Annotated in this window: 14 protein-coding genes; 9 read left to right on the top strand and 5 right to left on the bottom strand. The window is 68.1% G+C overall.

The window, feature by feature from the left end; translation table 11 throughout:
• Nucleotides 1-6: 6 nt before the first annotated feature.
• From DND132_RS14605 to DND132_RS14590, 4 genes are all read left to right on the top strand, one after another.
• On the top strand, nucleotides 7-1842 hold the full coding sequence (locus tag DND132_RS14605; protein ID WP_014323524.1) for an SLC13 family permease: 1836 nt from the start codon (nucleotides 7-9) through the stop codon (nucleotides 1840-1842).
• Nucleotides 1843-1922: 80 nt separating this feature from the next.
• Nucleotides 1923-2414: an ATP-dependent zinc protease family protein gene (locus tag DND132_RS14600; protein WP_148267008.1), complete on the top strand. Its 492-nt coding sequence runs from the start codon at nucleotides 1923-1925 to the stop codon at nucleotides 2412-2414.
• A complete protein-coding gene (rimK, locus tag DND132_RS14595) occupies nucleotides 2411-3316 on the top strand; it encodes a 30S ribosomal protein S6--L-glutamate ligase (protein ID WP_014323522.1) in 906 nt (301 codons plus the stop codon). Before DND132_RS14600 ends, rimK begins: the two co-directional genes overlap by 4 nt.
• 32 nt (nucleotides 3317-3348) lie before the next feature.
• Entirely contained in the window at nucleotides 3349-4374 is a 1026-nt protein-coding gene (locus tag DND132_RS14590) for a succinylglutamate desuccinylase/aspartoacylase family protein (RefSeq protein ID WP_014323521.1), read from the top strand.
• A 28-nt stretch (nucleotides 4375-4402) separates the two neighbouring features.
• Here the strand turns inward: DND132_RS14590 and DND132_RS18080 are convergent, their stop codons facing one another.
• Nucleotides 4403-4579 (bottom strand): PLDc N-terminal domain-containing protein, encoded by a 177-nt coding sequence (locus tag DND132_RS18080; RefSeq protein WP_014323520.1) that lies wholly within the window; start codon nucleotides 4577-4579, stop codon nucleotides 4403-4405.
• Between the two features lie 118 nt (nucleotides 4580-4697).
• Complete coding sequence (locus tag DND132_RS14585; RefSeq protein WP_014323519.1) at nucleotides 4698-5762, bottom strand: mechanosensitive ion channel family protein; 1065 nt, start codon at nucleotides 5760-5762, stop codon at nucleotides 4698-4700.
• 139 nt (nucleotides 5763-5901) lie between these two features.
• Between DND132_RS14585 and corA the strand changes: the two genes are divergently transcribed.
• The 3 genes from corA to DND132_RS14570 all read left to right on the top strand — a co-directional run bounded on the left by corA (nucleotide 5902) and on the right by DND132_RS14570 (nucleotide 7969).
• Nucleotides 5902-6966, top strand: coding sequence for a magnesium/cobalt transporter CorA (gene corA / locus DND132_RS14580; RefSeq protein WP_014323518.1), 1065 nt, complete (start codon nucleotides 5902-5904; stop codon nucleotides 6964-6966).
• A 23-nt stretch (nucleotides 6967-6989) separates the two neighbouring features.
• On the top strand, nucleotides 6990-7280 hold the full coding sequence (locus DND132_RS14575; RefSeq protein WP_014323517.1) for a LapA family protein: 291 nt from the start codon (nucleotides 6990-6992) through the stop codon (nucleotides 7278-7280).
• A gap of 86 nt (nucleotides 7281-7366) precedes the next feature.
• A complete protein-coding gene (locus DND132_RS14570) occupies nucleotides 7367-7969 on the top strand; it encodes a YceI family protein (RefSeq protein WP_014323516.1) in 603 nt (200 codons plus the stop codon).
• A 433-nt stretch (nucleotides 7970-8402) separates the two neighbouring features.
• Here DND132_RS14570 and DND132_RS14560 read toward each other — a convergent pair whose 3' ends face one another.
• The 3 genes from DND132_RS14560 to DND132_RS14550 all read right to left on the bottom strand — a co-directional run bounded on the left by DND132_RS14560 (nucleotide 8403) and on the right by DND132_RS14550 (nucleotide 13000).
• The gene (locus DND132_RS14560) at nucleotides 8403-11225 is read right to left on the bottom strand and encodes an FAD-binding and (Fe-S)-binding domain-containing protein (protein WP_014323515.1); all 2823 of its coding nucleotides are present in this window, start codon (nucleotides 11223-11225) and stop codon (nucleotides 8403-8405) included.
• A gap of 372 nt (nucleotides 11226-11597) precedes the next feature.
• A complete protein-coding gene (locus tag DND132_RS14555; protein ID WP_014323514.1) occupies nucleotides 11598-12128 on the bottom strand; it encodes a DUF2087 domain-containing protein in 531 nt (176 codons plus the stop codon).
• Nucleotides 12129-12328: 200 nt separating this feature from the next.
• Nucleotides 12329-13000, bottom strand: coding sequence for a carbonic anhydrase (locus tag DND132_RS14550; protein WP_014323513.1), 672 nt, complete (start codon nucleotides 12998-13000; stop codon nucleotides 12329-12331).
• A 247-nt stretch (nucleotides 13001-13247) separates the two neighbouring features.
• Here DND132_RS14550 and DND132_RS14545 point away from each other — a divergent pair, with 247 nt between their 5' ends.
• Nucleotides 13248-14021, top strand: a complete 774-nt coding sequence (locus DND132_RS14545; RefSeq protein WP_014323512.1) for an NAD kinase — start codon at nucleotides 13248-13250, stop codon at nucleotides 14019-14021.
• A gap of 117 nt (nucleotides 14022-14138) precedes the next feature.
• A complete protein-coding gene (locus DND132_RS14540) occupies nucleotides 14139-16301 on the top strand; it encodes an MFS transporter (RefSeq protein ID WP_014323511.1) in 2163 nt (720 codons plus the stop codon).
• The last annotated feature ends 35 nt before the right edge of the window (nucleotides 16302-16336 follow it).

Genomic DNA, 16336 nt, shown 5'->3' with positions numbered 1-16336 from the left:
ACCGCCATGACCATTCCCCTCCCGCCCAATCCCCACGCCGTCGCCGTCCTCCTGCTCACGGGCCTGGCCCTGGTCCTGTTCAGCCGCGACAGGCTCCCCCTGGAGACCTCCAGCCTGGTCGTCCTCGTCTGCCTGGCCGTGGGCTTCGAGGCCGTGCCCTTCGAGACGGACGGCGTGCGCCTGCGGGCCGTGGACTTCTTCCTCGGGTTCGGCAACGAGGCCCTGGTCGCGGTCTGCGCATTGATGATCGCGGGCCAGGGCATCCTGCGCACCGGCGCGCTCGACCCCGTGGGCCGCTCCCTGGCCCGGTTCTGGCGGGTCAGTCCGGGCCTGTCCCTGCTCCTGACCCTGCTGCTCGGCGGGTTCATCAGCGCCTTCATCAACAACGTGCCCGTGGTGGTCCTGCTCCTGCCGGTGCTCATCAGCGTGTCGCTCAAGACCGACACTCCGGCGGCCAAGGTGCTCATGCCCATGGGCTTCTCCACCCTGCTCGGCGGCACGACCACGACCATCGGCACCTCCACCAACCTCCTGGTGGTGGCCGTGGCCATGGAGATGGGGCTGGCCCCGTTCGGCATGTTCGACTTCGCCGTACCGGCCGTGCTCGCGGGGCTGCTCGGCGCGGCCTACCTCTGGCTCGTGGCCCCGCGCCTGCTGCCCGACCGCAGGATATGCCTGACCGACTCCTCGCCCCGGATATTCACCGCGCACCTGGCCGTGACCCAGGGCGGCCCCCTGGACGCCCACCCCCTGCACAAGGCCCTGGAGCTGACCGGCAACAAGATGAGAATCGACGCCCTGGAGCGGGGCGAGGGCAACAAGCTCATGCTCCTGCCCGACGTGAAGCTGGCCGCCGGCGACCACCTTGTGGTCAGCGACACGCCGGAGAGACTGAAGGAATTCGAGCGGGTGCTGAGCGGCACCCTGTTCCCGGCCGGTTCCGTGGACGAGCCCATCAGCGACGACAACCCCTTCAGCGATGCGGACCAGCAGATCACCGAGATCGCCGTGTTCCAGGGGTCCGGGCTCCGGGGGACCACCCTGAACGACTACCATTTCTTCGACCGCACTGGGCTCGTCGCCCTGGCCATCCACCGCTCGGGCAAGCGCTACGAACGCATCGAGGACCACGTCGGCGACATCCTGCTGCGCGTGGGCGACATCCTGCTCGTCCAGGGGCCGCGCCCGAACATCGCCGAACTCAAGCGGAACACGGACATGCTGGTTCTCGACTCGACCATGGACCTGCCCTACTCGAGCAAGGCCCCCCTGGCCGTCGCCATCATGCTGGCCGTGATCGTCGCCGCGGCCGCGGGCCTCCTGCCCATCGCCATCAGCGCCACGGCGGGCGCCCTGCTCATGATCCTGACCGGTTGCCTGACCTGGCGCGACGCCACCCGGGCCCTCAGCGTCCAGGTCGTCCTCATCGTGGTCACCAGCCTGGCCCTGGGCACGGCCATGATCCGGACCGGCGGTGCCCAATACCTCGGCTCGGTCTTCGTGGCCCTGTCCGGCAACGCCTCGCCGACCATGGTCCTGAGCGGCCTGATGCTGCTCATGGCCGGGCTGACCAACATCATCTCCAACAACGCCACGGCGGTCATCGGCACGCCCATCGCCGTATCCATCGCCCGACAGATGGGGCTACCCCCGGAGCCCTTCGTCCTGGCCGTGCTCTTCGGGGCGAACATGAGCTACGCCACGCCCATGGCCTACAAGACCAACCTGCTGGTCATGAACGCGGGCGAGTACGCCTTCTCGGACTTTCTCAAGGTGGGCGTGCCCCTGCTCCTGATCATGTGGGGGGCGTACACGTTCCTGTTGCCTTTGTTCTACCTGTGACGCATCCTGGCGCATACGGGGAGCCTCCAACCATAACCGGTCCGCCCCTCCGGCCGGGCCGACAACCGAAATCGACGCCCATGAAGAAAACGAAAGAACCGAAGATGATCATCGGCTGGCGGGAGTGGGTCGGTCTGCCCGACCTGGACGTGCCCGCCATCAAGGCCAAGGTGGACACCGGGGCCCGGACCTCGGCCCTGCACGCCTTCGACGTCGTGCCCTTCGAGCGCGACGGCGTGCCCTGCGTGGCCTTCAACGTCCACCCCGTGCAGGGAAACGACGACCTGGTCATCCCCTGCACCGCCCCCCTGGTGGACCGCAGAAAAGTCACCAATTCGGGTGGACAAAGCCAGAACCGCTATGTCATAGCCACCACCCTGCTGCTGGCCGGGCGAACCTGGCCCATCGAACTGACCCTGACCAACCGGGACGAAATGAAGTTCCGCATGCTCCTCGGACGCAACGCCATGTCCGGGCGGCTGCTGGTGGACCCGTCCCTGTCCATGCAGGCCGGGAGCGCCCACGGCAGGAACGCGTACGCAAAACGAAACAAAGGACATCTGCCCACATGAAAATCGTGATCCTGTCGCGCAAGGCGAGCCTCTATTCCACCACGGCCCTGGCCGAGGCGGGCCGGACCCGAGGCCACGTCGTGGAGGTCATCAATCCCCTGCGCTGCTACATGAACATCACCTCCCACAGCCCGTCCATCCACTACAAGGGCGAGCGGGTGGAGGCCGTGGACGCGGTCATCCCGCGCATCGGCGCGTCCATCACCTTCTTCGGCTGCGCCGTGGTGCGCCAGTTCGAGATGATGGGCGTATACAGCCTGAACGAGTCCATCGCCATCACCCGCTCCCGCGACAAGCTGCGCAGCCTGCAACTGCTGTCGCGCAAGGGCATCGGGCTGCCGGTCACCGGCTTCGCCAGCTCCACCAAGTTCACCGGCGACCTCATCGACCTGGTGGGCGGCGCGCCCCTGGTGGTCAAGCTGCTGGAGGGCACCCAGGGCATCGGCGTGGTCCTGGCCGAGACCCGGCACGCGGCAGAGAGCGTCATCCAGGCCTTCCAGGGGCTCAACGCCAACATCCTGGTCCAGGAGTACATCAAGGAGTCGCGCGGCACGGACATCCGCTGTCTGGTGGTCGGCGGCAAGGTGGTGGCGGCCATGCGGCGCACCGCGGGCAAGGGCGAGTTCCGCTCGAACATCCATCGCGGGGGCTCGGCCGCGCCCATCAAGATCACCCCGGAGGAGCGCTCCACGGCCGTGCGGGCCGCCCGGATCATGGGGCTGAACGTCTGCGGCGTGGACCTGCTGCGCTCCAACCACGGCCCGGTGGTCATGGAGGTCAACTCCTCGCCGGGCCTGGAGGGCATCGAAAAGGCCACGGGCATCGACATCGCGGGCAAGATCATCGAATTCATCGAGAAGAACGCCAAGCCCGGCAAGACCAAGACGCGCGGCAAGGGCTAGGCCGCCGCGCGAACAATCGGGGAGGACAGACCATGACCAGACCATCCGTGACCATCGGCGGCAGGACCGTACTCCCCGGAACCCGCGCCACGGTGCACCTGCCCGTGCCCGACACCTTCCTGCGCCAGGGCTCGGTCATGCCGGTCCACGTCTTCCACGGCCGCCGCCAAGGCCCGTCCCTCTTCGTCTGCGCGGCCATCCACGGCGACGAGCTCAACGGAGTGGAGATCATCCGGCGGCTACTGCGCCTGAAGCGGCTGGACCGCCTGGCCGGGACCCTGTACGCCATCCCCATCGTGAACATCTACGGGTTCATGGCCAACACCCGCTACCTGCCGGACCGCCGCGACCTGAACCGGTTCTTCCCCGGCCGGGAGGGCGGCTCCCTGGCCTCGGAGCTGGCCTCGGTCTTCTTCGAGAACGTGGTCCGGCACTGCGACTACGGCATCGACCTGCACACCGGCTCCAACCACCGCCGGAACCTGCCGCATATCCGGGGCGACATGGAGGACCCGACGGTCCTGGCCATGGCCGAGGCCTTCGGCGCGCCGCTCGCCCTGGACCTGTCCGGCATGGAGGGGTCCCTGCGGGCGGCGGCCAAGGAGAACGGGGTGCGCGTCCTGCTCTTCGAGGCGGGCGAACCCCTGCGCTTCGACGAGTTTTCCATCCGCGCCGGGCTGCGCGGCATCACCTCGGTGCTCGAGGCCCTGGACATGCTCCCGGCGGGCAAGCGCAGGCGCGGGCGGGTGCCGCTCCAGATCGCCACGGACCGGACCTGGTGCCGGGCCCCGGCCAGCGGGCTGTTCCGGGCCTCGGCCAAGCTCGGCCAGCATGTCGCCCGGGGCGAGGTCCTGGGGACCATCTATGATCCCTTCGGCGGCCGGTCCACGGACCTGACCGCGCCCCAGGACGGCGTGATCATCGGCGACCAGTCCCTGGCCTCGGTCTACAAGGGCGACGCGGTCATGCACATCGCCCGATTCGACGCGCCGCGCCAGGCCCAGGCCTCGGTGGACGAGTATTCGGAAATGGTCATGGACGCCCGGATGGCGCGCTGACCGGAAGGGGGTGCGGGAGCGCCCGGGCCTATCCCTTGGGCCCCATCAGGAACCAGAACAGGAAGCCGAGCACCGGGAAGATCAGCACCAGCACGATCCACAGGACCTTGGAGCCGGTGCCCGCCGTGCTCTGGAAAATCTTGACCAGGGCGTACACGTCCAGCACGAGAACGAGCAATCCGAGCAATCCGCCGAATCCCATCATAGCCATTCACTCCAGTGTTCGAATTTGCGGTGCGCCGCCTTCCCCGGAGCCGTTCTCCAGGAAAGACGCGATGCTACCGTAGCACGTTTTTTCCCCGGCCCACAACCGGGCCGCCGGGTCACGCCTCCCGGTCCGGGCCGCCCTGCAACAGCACCCGCCGCCTGGGCAGACACTCGGGATAGTGCCCGTTGAGGTATCCGATCAGCCCCTCGCGCACCAGGCAGCGCAGGTCCCACGCCCTGGACGCGTCCGCCGCGCTGACGATGGCCCGCAGGGTCATTGTCTCCGGCCCGGCGTCGGTCACCTGGAGCACGCAGGTCTTGCCGTTCCACAGCCCGCCCGAGGTCTCGCACAGCCGGGTCAGCTCCGCGCGCAGGGGTTCGAGCGGGGTGGCGTAGTCCACGTGCAGAAAGACCGAGCCGATGATCTCCGCGGACTTCTTGGTCCAGTTCTGGAACACGGTGTCCGTGAAATAGGTGATCGGCACCACCAGACGGCGCTGGTCCCAGAGCTTGACCACCACGTAGGTGAAGGTGATCTCCTCGATGCGCCCCCACTCGCCCTCCACGATGACCACGTCGTCCAGGTTGACGGGGTGGGCCAGGGCGATCTGGATGCCCGCGATGATCGCCCCGAAGGTCTTCTGGGCCGAGATGCCGAGCACGATGCTGAGCACTCCGGCCGAGGCCAGCATGGTCCCGCCCAGCAGACGGAAGCGCTCGAACTGCATGAGCACGGCCGCGGCCGCCGCGAACCAGACCACGACCACGACGATCCGGTGCAGGATGCGCACCTTGGTCTGGACCTCGCGCGCGCCCAGGTTGTCCTCCATGTCCATGTCGTACTTCCAGCTGACCACGCCGGTCATGGCCGACAGGGCCAGGGTCGCGGCCCAGGCCGCCAGCACCACCCAGGCCGTGTTCATGGCCGTCACGGCGGGCCCGGACCAGCCCTCGGGCAGATGGGACGGCGGCACCAGGATGGACAGGCCCAGGGCCGTGGCGAAAACCGCCAGAAACAGGATTACCCGCCGCTTCGTGGACCGGGAAAGCAGCTCGCGCAGGTCGCGCCACCGCCGGGCCCGGCCTCCGCTGAACAGCCGGATAAGGGTGAACGCCGCCGCCCCGACCGCCAGGGCCAGCAGGACCCGGATGATCCAGCCCGCCGTCTCCGTGAACTCCATGCAATCCTCCCTGCCTGACTTTTTCCCGTGCAAAAACGGTTTCATCCGTTGCCGATACGATATATCATATTTTGCGTTCCCGGCAACGACAGCATGCACCGCTCCCCGTGTCCGCACGGAGGGGAAACCGGAGGAGCCCATGGCCAGATTCCTGAAAAAGAACGACATGACGGCAGGCAAGCCGCCGGGATCGCTCATCTTCGTCGGCCAGCAGAAGGTCACCGAACCGCGCCTGCGGATCATCGACTACGACGAGGAGACCCTGCGCGACGAAATCATCCGCGACGTGGACGTGCTCGCCCCCTGCCTGACCAGCAGGACCACCTCCTGGCTCAACGTGGACGGTCTGCACGAGCCCGAGGTCATGGGGCGCGTGGGCGCGGCCTTCTCCATCCCCGAGCTCATCCTCGAGGACATCGTCAACACCGGGCACCGGCCCAAGATGGACGAGTACCCGAACCTCATCTTCATCACCCTGAAGATGCTGTCCATCAACGAGGACCGCGACCGGATCATCTCGGAACAGCTCTCCTGCGTGCTCACCGGCCGTTGCCTGATCACCTTCCAGGAACAGCCCGGCGACGTGTTCGAGCCCGTGCGCGACCGCATCCGCCACCAGTCCGGCAGGCTGCGGCGGCGCGGCCCGGACTACCTGCTCTACGCCCTGCTCGACCGCGTGTTCGAAAACTACCTCAAGGTCATCGAGATCATGGGCGAACGCATCGAGGCCTTCGACGAGGAGGTCCTGGACGACCCCTCCCCGGAACTGCTCGAGGAGATCAACACCTACCGCCGGGAGATGGCCTTCATCCGCAGGGCCGTGCGCCCGGCCCGGGAGATCGCCCTCAAGCTGGCCAGGACCGAGAACGAGCTGGTGGCCGAGGAGATCACCCCGTACCTGCGCGACCTGACCGACATGGCCGAGCAGACCGCAGAGGCCGTGGAGACCTACCGCGAGATGCTCAACGACCACCTGAACAGCTACAACATGGCCGTGAGCAACCGCCTGAACGACGTGATGAAGTTCCTGACCATCTTCGCCACCATCTTCATCCCCCTGTCCTTCCTGGCGGGCCTCTACGGCATGAACTTCGACTTCATGCCCGAGCTGAAGTTCCGCTACGGCTACTTCGTGCTCCTCGGCGGCATGGGCGCGGTGGCCGTGGGCATGCTGCTCTATTTCAAAAAACGCAAATGGATCTAGTCCCCCCGAAAAGGAGGCCCCTGATGGACAAGACCACTTCCCCCGCGACCCAGGACCAGCCCAAGACCGGCCCGACCACCTGGCAAAAGGTCCGCCTGGCGACCATCACCACCCTGGTGGTCCTGTGGATCGTCTTCCTGCTCCAGAACACCGAACAGACCCAGGTCTCGTTCCTGTGGTTCACCTTCGCCACCTCGCGCATCCTGCTCCTGCTCGGCACCCTGGTCATCGGCGCCCTGGTCGGCGCGTTCCTGACCTACCGGCTGTGCGTCCGGAACAGGAAATCGCAGACCAAACCGCCCTCGTTCTCCTGATGCCCGCCGACCCCGGCCTTGCGGTCCGGGAAAAACCGGGTATCATGGATGAAAACAACGAACCCGACAAACCAAGGACTCAAGCCATGACACAGACCAGATACCTCCGCGCCCTGCTCCTGCCGCTCATCCTGCTGTCGGTCCTGGCCCTGGCCGTCCCGGCCGGCGCCCAGGCCTGGAAGGTGGACCCGGACCACTCCGCCGCCCACTTCTCCATCCGGCACATGATGATCGCCCAGGTGCGCGGCATGTTCCCGGACGTCACCGGAACCATAGACTTCGACCACGACAAGCCCACCGCCCTCGACATCACCGTCGGCGTCAACAGCATCGACACCGGCGTGGAGGCGCGCGACGCGCACCTCAAGAGCGGCGACTTCTTCGCGGCCGAAATCCACCCGACCATGACCTTCAAGAGCACCCGGGTCTTCCCGGCCGAAAACGGCTTCTCCGTGGCGGGCCTGCTGACCATCAAGGGCGCGTCCCACGAGATACAGCTGACCGTCACCGGCCTGAACGACCCGCGCGTGGACCCCTGGGGCAACACCCGCCGGGGCGCCACCGCCCTGTTCACCATCGACCGCCGCGACTACGGCGTTGACTGGAACGCCCCCCTGGACGGCGGCGGCTTCATGGTCGGCAACACCGTCCACATCGCCGTGGACCTCGAAGCCATCCAACCGAAGTAACGATCAATGAAAAGTCCCCCCGCGTTATGCGCGGGGGGACTTTTTTTGTTGCCTCCGGCCCCCCATCCCCTTCTCCCTCCTAAACTTTTTGTCGCCGCTTCGCGGGGTCACAGCGCGCAAGAGGCCCCTCTTTTCCCCACAGTTCCAACACGCCGCCCTGACGATTCCTCTTGTCCCCGTCCCTTCCGGCGCGAACCCTTCGGGACACCGCCTGGCCGCACCCCGCCGATCCCCCCGCGCCAAGCACCGCCTCCCCGCGTCCAGCCCCGAGCGCAGCGAGGCAACGGGATTCTCAAGGCCCTCGGCCTTGAGCGGGTGCAGGGCGGCGCCCTGCCCGCCGGAGGCGCCCTGCCGGCGAGGCCCCGTCGGAGACGCCCGCCCGGCGAGGGCCCGCCGGAGGCATCCCCCGACGGCCCCGGCCGGGGACATTCCCCTACTCCGCCTGTTTCGGCCAGCTGGCCTCGTCGAGCAGGAAGACGATGTTCTTGTAGGGCACCTTGCCGTGCAGGGACAGGCCGATCTCGCAGGTGCGCGAGGTGGAGTAGCCCATGGTGCAGCCGTCGAGCTGTTTGCGCAGGTCCTTGAGGGACGCCTCGTTCAGTTCGGGGTAGTTGAAGCCCCGGTCTCCGGCGAAGCCGCAGCAGAATATCTCGCCGGGCACGACCACTTCGCGGGCGCAGCGGCGGGCCAGGGCCTCCATGGACTCGGCCAGCCCCATCTTGCGCGAGGAGCAGGTGACGTGCAGGGCGATACGGCGGTTGACCGGGGTGAACTCCAGCCTGTCGGCCAGGAACTGGACCGCGAACTCCACGGGCTCGTACAGCTTGAGCCCCTTGATGTGCTCCTTCATGCGGTAGAGGCACGGGCTGGTGTCGCAGAGGATGGGCAGTTCGCCGCCGTTGCTGGCCGCGCGCAGGGCGCATTCGAGCTCCTGGAGCTTGGCGTCGGCCTGGTCCATGAACCCCTTGGATTCCCAGGGCTGACCGCAGCACAGTTTGGTCATGTTCGCGGGGTAGACCACCTCGTAGCCCGCCTTGGCCAGGAGGCTGAGGGTGCGGTCGCGAATGGCGGTCTTGTCCGGATCGTGCTTTTCCGGGCCCATGTGCCGGGCCACGCAGCTGGGGAAGTAGACCACGCGGTTGCCGGTGGCGGGCGAGGACAGGCGGGCGGGCGTTGCGGCGCGGGGCATGGAGGTGTTCCACCGGGGGATGCGCTTGCCGGAGTACTTGTGCAGGGAGCCTGCCACGGCGTCCATGGCCCGGTCGCCGAGCAGGTCCTGGGCGGCCCCGGCCACGCGCAGGGCCCCGGAGACCGCGTGGATGGTCATGCCCGTGGTGTTGGCCGCGAAGGTGGCCGCGGCGTTGGCCCAGCGGCCGTGTCCCCAGGCCCGGTACTGCTTGATGAACTTGCCGGTGTCGATGGCCACGGGACAGCGCGTGCCGCACAGGCCGTCGGCCGCGCAGGTGGCCTCGCCGTCGTAGTCGAAGCTGTCGTGGAAGGCCTTTTTGGTCTCGGCCGCGTCGCCCGCCTGTTCGCGACGGGAGATTTCGCGGTAGGCCACGATGCGCTGGCGCGGGGTCAGGGTCAGGGTGCGCGACGGGCAGACCGGCTCGCAGAAGCCGCACTCGATGCAGCGGTCGATCATGTCGTCGGCCACGGGCAGGGGCTTGAGGTCCTTGAGGTGGGCGCGCGGGTCGTCGTTGAGGATGACGCCGGGGTTGAGCAGCTTCCTGGGGTCGAAGAGGTGCTTGATGTCGCGCATGAGGGCAAAGGCGTCGCGGCCCCATTCGAGCTCCACGAAGTGGGCCATGTTCCGGCCGGTGCCGTGCTCGGCCTTGAGGGAGCCGTGGTACTTGTTGGCGACCATGTCGGTGACGTCGTTCATGAACGCCTCGTAGCGGTCGATCTCGGCCTGGGTGTTGAAGTCCTGGGTGAAGACGAAGTGCAGGTTCCCCTCCAGGGCGTGGCCGAAGATGATGGCCTTGTCGTAGCCGTGCTTGCGGAAGAGCTCCTGGAGGTCGAGGGCGCCGTCGGCCAGGGACTCGATGGGGAAGGCCACGTCCTCGATGATGACCGTGGTGCCCGGCTCGCGCACCGCGCCCACGGCCGGGAAGAGGCCCTTGCGCACGTTCCACAGCCTGCCGAACTCGGCGGGCACGTCGGTGAAACGGTGCGGTTCCAGCGGCTCGATGTGCGCGATGGTCTCCCGGACCTTCTCGATCTTGGCGGCCAGCTCGTCGGCGGACCCGGCGCGGACCTCGACCAGCAGGGCGCAGGCGTCCGGGCCGAGCTGGTCCAGCCCCTCGGGCATGCCCGGCTTGTCCTGGACCGAACCGATGGACGCGCGGTCCATGATCTCGGCCGCGGACACGGCCCCGCCGCGCAGGGCGGTGGCGGCCTCGCAGGCCGAGCGCACGTCCGGGAAGCGCATCAGGGAGGAGGCCTTGTGCGGGTGTTCGACCACGGTGTTGTAGACGACCTTGGAGATGAAGGCCAGGGTGCCTTCGCTGCCCACCAGGAGGTGTTGCAGGATCTCGAAGGGGTCCTCGAAGTCCACGATGGCGTTCAGGCTGTAGCCGGTGGTGTTCTTGATCTTGAACTTGCGCCGGATGCGTTCGGCCAGGGTCTCGTCGGCCAGGACCCGTTCGCGCATCTCGGAAAGCCCGTCGAGGATATGCCGGTGCGTGCGGGCGAAGGCCTCGCGGCTGGCCGGATCGCCGGTGTCCAGCGGGGTGCCGTCCACCAGGACCAGGCGCATGGAGTGCAGGGTCTTGTAGGAGTTCTCGGCCACGCCGCAACACATGCCCGAGGCGTTGTTGGCCACGATGCCGCCGATCTTGCAGGTGTCGATGGAGGCCGGGTCCGGACCGATCTTCTTGCCGTGCGGGGCCAGGTACCGGTTGGCCTGGCTGCCGATGATGCCCGGCTCCAGCTCGATCCTGGCGGCGTCGTCGAGGATGCGGTAGTGCCGCCAGCCGTCGCCCAGGCGGATGAGCACCGAGTCGCTGATGGCCTGGCCGGACAGGCTGATCCCGGCGGCGCGGAAGGTCACCGGCACCTGGTGGGCGTTGACCACGGCCAGGATGCGGATGACCTCGTCCTCGCTGTCCGTGTCGACCACGATCTTGGGGATGAGCCGGTAGAAGCTGGCGTCCGTGCCGTAGGCCAGGGTGCGCAGGGGATCGGTGTAGACCCGGTCTTTGGGCAGGAACGCGAGCAGTTCCCGATGGATGGCGTCATATGGTGCGATGAGCATTTTCTATCTCCTTGGTATGAAATCCGGTCCGGACGGACCCGAGGCGTAAACCTACCATAGTTATCCTTCTCATAACAACCCTGTGCCATTATTTTCCCACTCGTACCGGGAGGAAACCGGCCCCCGCCGAAGGCGCGAAACGGGGTGCAAGGGTGCGAACCCTTGCCCGCCGGGGGCGACAAATCCGCAGGACAGCGGATTTGGACCGCACCTGACAGGGCGCGACCCCGAAGGGGTGAGCCCCGGGACGGGGCGAATCAAACCGCCTGTCCATCGACGCGCAGCGGCATGCGCCTCTGATTTCTCCTCTTCCCCCAAAAGAAGACCCCGGCCGAAGCCGGGGTCTCTGGGTTTGTCGTTGCGCGGAAGCGGTCAGCGCAGGTGGCGGAAGACCTCCACGGCCTCGGCGGGCGGCGGGGTTTCCATGCGCCGGTAGCGGCTGCCGTCGCTGGTCCGCTCGACCATGTGGTGGTCGGCCAGTTCGCGTCGGAGCAGGGCGTGGTCCGCGAACAGGTGGTGTTGTTCGAGAAGCGCGCCGATCTCTGCCTCGTTGTAGTCCCGGCGCGGCGCGATGCGCGACCACAGGACCCACAGGCAGAGCAGCCGTTCGGAGTACTTCTTGGGCCAGCGGGTCAGGCGGGCCTGCTCGTCGAACAGGCGGACCACCCGCTTCACGCGCTTGGCGTCGACCTCGGCGGTTTGGGTCTCGGGCGGCTCCATGGTCCGGCGGGCGTCGAACTCGGCCTTGAAGTGCTGGAAGTTGCGGTAGCCCACGGATTTGACCAGCAGGTTGAGCATCTCCACGTGGCCGGGCACGGTCTCGGCTTCGCGGAGCCCGCGCCGCAGGGCCTGGGCCAGTGCGGAGACGTCCCCCGCGTAGAAGGGCATGGGAACTCTGGACATGACATATCCTCGCTTGCGCGCCTGTCGCGGATGAGGGACTGCCGGTGGCCGCCGACTTCCGGCCCGGCACGCTGCAAGGTGTCGAGCGGAGGGGAATGATGGCAGGTTTAGCTCCCCGGTGAGGGGCGGCGACGCCTGGGTGAACTGCCGACCGGCCCCGTGTATACGCGGGATCGGCGCGGCGCGCAAGGGACGGGAGCCTAGTCCGCGTCCTCCCGCTGTTCGCGCTTGAGGATGGGGCAGCACATGCTTAAGGGTTCGAAGGACTCGGTCTCCCGCATGTAGCTCAGGAGCTGGCCCGACTCCATCTCGAAATACCAGCCGTGCAGGCTCAGGGAGCCCTCGTCCACGCGCCGCTTGATCCAGGGGAAGGTCATCAGGTTGCGCACCGAGCGCAGGATGCCCGCCATCTCGCAGGCGGTGCAGGACTTCTTGTTGACCTCGCCGAAGTGGCCCACGACCTCGTCGCGCACCGGGGCCATGACCGACAGCCACTTGTACAGGAACTCGGTGTGCCGGACCTTGTCGTCGTGCATGAGCGCGTCGATGCCGCCGCACAGGGAGTGGCCGAGCACGATCAGGTGCTCCACCTTGAGGACCTTGACCGCGTACTCGATGGCCGAGGACACGCCGTGGAAGCCCTCGTCGCTCTCGTAGGGCGGGACGATGTTGGCCACGTTGCGGACCACGAAGATGTCGCCGGGCTCGCATTGCAGGATGAACGACGGATCGGTCCGCGAATCGCTGCACGCGATGACCATGGTGGTCGGGTTCTGCCCCTTGAGCAGAATCTCGAAGGGGGCGTCCTCGCGGCTGAAATACTCTTTCCGGAAATTCCGGAAACCGGCAATGAACTTCTGTATGTCTTTCATGGGAGCATGCACCTCGTGGATGGGGAGGCCGGAACCCGGGTCCCGGCCCTCTTCTTCCGTAGTGCATTTCCCGGCGGGAGGCAATGCGCTCCATACCCGCCGGGTCGGGAAATGTGCCCCGAAAATGACCGGCGGGGAGCCGGGCGACGTTGTTCGCGCCTGCGGGGCAAACGCGCCGCCCCTCTTTACGGCACGCTCCATGCAAGGTAGTGGGACCGACAAACGCACCAACAGGATGGGACACACCATGGACACCGCCGTACGCCGTATCGCCTGCGTCGCCTCGCAGACCCCCACCGCCCGGAAACGCCTGGCCGAACTGGAGGCGCGCTATCCCCTGGTCCCCCTGGACGAGGCCGACGCCCTGGTGGCGCTCGGCGGCGACGGGTTCATGCTCCGGACCATGCACCGGGTCATGGACCGCGACCTGCCCATCTACGGCATGAACTGCGGGACCATCGGCTTCCTGCTCAACCAGTATTCCCCGGACGACCTCTTCGAGCGCATCGACGCGGCCCAGGAACACCTCCTGAGCCCCCTGGCCATGGCCGCCACCACCGTGGACGGCGACCGCGTCTCGGCCCTGGCCTTCAACGAGGTGGCCATGCTGCGCATCTCCCAGCAGTCGGCCCACATCCGATTGTTCATCAACGGGCGCGAGCGGCTGGACAACATGGTCTGCGACGGGGTCATGATCGCCACCCCGGCGGGCTCCACGGCCTACAACCTGTCCGCCCACGGGCCGATCATCCCGCTGGGCTCCAACGTCATGGCCCTGACCCCCATCTGCCCCTTCCGGCCCCGGCGCTGGAACGGGGCCCTGCTGCCGGACACGGCCGACGTGGAATTCGAGGTCCTCGACCCGAAGCGGCGGCCGGTCAGCGTCACGGCGGACTTCCTGGAGGTCCGCGACGTGGCCCACATCCTGGTCCACGAGGACCACGCGCGCCCGGCGCGCATCCTCTTCGCCCCGGACCACTCCCTGGAGGAGCGCATCTTCAACGAGCAATTCGTGCACTGATTGCGGGCGGCCCGGGGTCGCGGGGGTGGACAACCCCGCCGATTGCGGTCAGGATGGGCCTCCCGAGGAACCGGCCCCCCCGCCGAGAACCGCCTGCCCGGCAAACCGTTAACCGACATGCACGCCAACGGGAACAACCGCACCCTCGCCGCCGTCCTGACCGGCGGTCTGTTCACCACCCTGGGGGTGGGGCTGTTCGCCTTCACCATCCCGCTCCTGACCCTGGACGAACGGGTCAGCGGGGCGTGGCTCGGCACGGCCTTCGCCGGATACTACCTGGCCAAGCTCCTGGTCTCGCCCCTGTCCGGCCTGGCCGCCGACCGCTACGGGCCCAAGCCGGTCCTGGTCCTGGCCATGGGTGCCGGCTGCCTCATCCCCCTGGCCTATTTCCTGTCCCCCGGCCTGGCCGCCCTGTACCTGGTCCAGGTGGCCATGGGGCTGGTCACGGGCCTGGTCCGGCCCGTGGGCCTGGCCGCCCTGGGCGGATCGGCCACGGGCGCGGCCCTGTCCCGGCGCTTCGCGGTCCACGCGGCCCTGTTCAACGCGGCCGCCTTCGCCGGGCCCATCCTCGGCAGCCTGCTCTACACCACCGGGGTCATGGGTCCGGTGCTGGTCGGCCTGTCCGTCTGCCTCGGCCTGGCCCTGGCCGCCACCCTGCTGCTCCTGCCCGGCGAGGCGACCACCAGCCGCCCGCCCTCGCCCCAGGCCGAGCCGGTCCGCTCCAAAAGCCGCGCCGGGGCCCTGCTCCTGGCCATCGGCGGGCGCAGCCTGGGCATCGGCCTGACCACCGCCTTCTACCCCATCGTCCTGGCCGAAATCCTCGGGCGGCACGGCCCGGTCATCGCGGCCACCTTCGCCGCGCCCGGCCTGGCCACCTTCCTCGGCCTGCTGCTCACCGGGCGGTTCGACAACAAGTCGCCGAACATGGACCGCGTGGTCCTGGGCATGCTCGTCAGCGCCGGGGGGCTCTACGCCCTGGGCGAGTGCCGGATGCTCTGGCAGTTCGCCGCCTTCGGCGTGATCCTGGGACTGGGCGCGGCCCTGTCCATCCCGGCCTCCATGTTCTTCGCCTCGACCCTGAGCCGCCGCCAGGGCGCGGTCTTCGGCGCGGCCAACCTCGCCTCCGGCCTCGGTTTTCTCCTGGGCCCCCTGCTCGGCGGGTTCATCGTCCACTCACTGCACGCCCCGGAGGCCGGGCTCAAGGCCGCGGCCGTCATCGGTGCACTGACCTGCCTGCCCCTGCTGACCCACGTCTTCCGCGACCAGTTCCACTGGGGCGCGGGCATGGCCCGGACCGCCACCGGCCTGGCCGCCTGCCTGCTCGGCCTGCTCCTGGCCGTGACCCTCTCCCCGAACCTGCGCCCGGACGGCGGAGACGAGGATTTCTACCGCTTCACCGACGTGGCCATGGGCACCGTGGTCAAGCTGACCATCGAGGCCCCGAGCCGCAAGTCCGCGGCCCTGGCGGCCCGCCTGACCATGACCGCCATGCGCGCCCTGCAGCAGGACTTCGACCACCGCAACCCGCGCGGCTCCATCGGCCGGATCAACCGCGCGGCCGGGCAGTCCTGGGTCAAGGTCACGCCGCGCGCCTTCGCCCTGCTCGACAGGGCGCTGCAATTCAGCGCGGCCACGGGCGGGGTCTTCGATCCCACTGTGGGGGCCCTGACCACCTCGCCCTTCTACTACGCCATGGACGAGTCCGTGGCCCGGGCCAAGTCCGGGCTGGTGGACTACCGCATGGTCCTCCTGGACCGGCCCGGCGACCGGGTCCGGCTCAAGAAACCGGGCATGGCGCTGGACCTCGGCGGCATCGCCAAGGGGTCCATCGTGGACGAGGCCGTGGCCCTGCTGCAAAAGCACGGCGTGCCCGCGGGCATCGTCGAGGCGGGCGGCGACTTCCGCTGCTTCGGCGACCGCGACTGGCACGTGGGCATCCGCCACCCGCGCAACGACGCGGTGTTCCAGACCATCGCCGTGCGCGGCAAGGGCGTATGCGGCTCCGGCGACTACCGCCAGTTCGTCACCCCGGACAAGCAGGACGGGCCCATCGAGCACCACCACATCATCGACCCCAAGACCATGGATTCGGCCCACGAGTCCATCGGCGTGACGGTCATCGCCGACACCGCCGAGCTGGCCGACGCCCTGGCCACCACTCTGTTCATCATGGGCCCGGCCAAGGGCGCCGCCTTCCTCGAAAGCTACTCGCCCGACAGCGCCTGCATCTGGTTCCTGCCCGACCGGACCGTGGCCTACACCGAGAATTTCCCGCACTGATCCCGCCCGGTTGCCCCACGGTCTGCGAACGGGCG

Origin of the sequence: Pseudodesulfovibrio mercurii (assembly GCF_000189295.2) — a bacterium.
In the GTDB taxonomy this organism is placed as follows: Bacteria; Desulfobacterota; Desulfovibrionia; order Desulfovibrionales; family Desulfovibrionaceae; genus Pseudodesulfovibrio; species Pseudodesulfovibrio mercurii.
The sequence above is the reverse complement of the archived record's forward strand: the minus strand, read 5'-3'. Positions and strand labels throughout refer to the sequence as shown.

Bases quoted from the DNA above. Each gene is read 5' to 3' on its own strand.
- DND132_RS14605 (WP_014323524.1), top strand. From the start codon at position 7: ATGACCATTCCCCTCCCGCCCAATCCCCACGCCGTCGCCGTCCTCCTG.
- DND132_RS14600 (WP_148267008.1), top strand. From the start codon at position 1,923: ATGAAGAAAACGAAAGAACCGAAGATGATCATCGGCTGGCGGGAGTGG.
- rimK (WP_014323522.1), top strand. From the start codon at position 2,411: ATGAAAATCGTGATCCTGTCGCGCAAGGCGAGCCTCTATTCCACCACG.
- DND132_RS14590 (WP_014323521.1), top strand. From the start codon at position 3,349: ATGACCAGACCATCCGTGACCATCGGCGGCAGGACCGTACTCCCCGGA.
- DND132_RS18080 (WP_014323520.1), bottom strand. From the start codon at position 4,579: ATGATGGGATTCGGCGGATTGCTCGGATTGCTCGTTCTCGTGCTGGAC.
- DND132_RS14585 (WP_014323519.1), bottom strand. From the start codon at position 5,762: ATGGAGTTCACGGAGACGGCGGGCTGGATCATCCGGGTCCTGCTGGCC.
- corA (WP_014323518.1), top strand. From the start codon at position 5,902: ATGGCCAGATTCCTGAAAAAGAACGACATGACGGCAGGCAAGCCGCCG.
- DND132_RS14575 (WP_014323517.1), top strand. From the start codon at position 6,990: ATGGACAAGACCACTTCCCCCGCGACCCAGGACCAGCCCAAGACCGGC.
- DND132_RS14570 (WP_014323516.1), top strand. From the start codon at position 7,367: ATGACACAGACCAGATACCTCCGCGCCCTGCTCCTGCCGCTCATCCTG.
- DND132_RS14560 (WP_014323515.1), bottom strand. From the start codon at position 11,225: ATGCTCATCGCACCATATGACGCCATCCATCGGGAACTGCTCGCGTTC.
- DND132_RS14555 (WP_014323514.1), bottom strand. From the start codon at position 12,128: ATGTCCAGAGTTCCCATGCCCTTCTACGCGGGGGACGTCTCCGCACTG.
- DND132_RS14550 (WP_014323513.1), bottom strand. From the start codon at position 13,000: ATGAAAGACATACAGAAGTTCATTGCCGGTTTCCGGAATTTCCGGAAA.
- DND132_RS14545 (WP_014323512.1), top strand. From the start codon at position 13,248: ATGGACACCGCCGTACGCCGTATCGCCTGCGTCGCCTCGCAGACCCCC.
- DND132_RS14540 (WP_014323511.1), top strand. From the start codon at position 14,139: ATGCACGCCAACGGGAACAACCGCACCCTCGCCGCCGTCCTGACCGGC.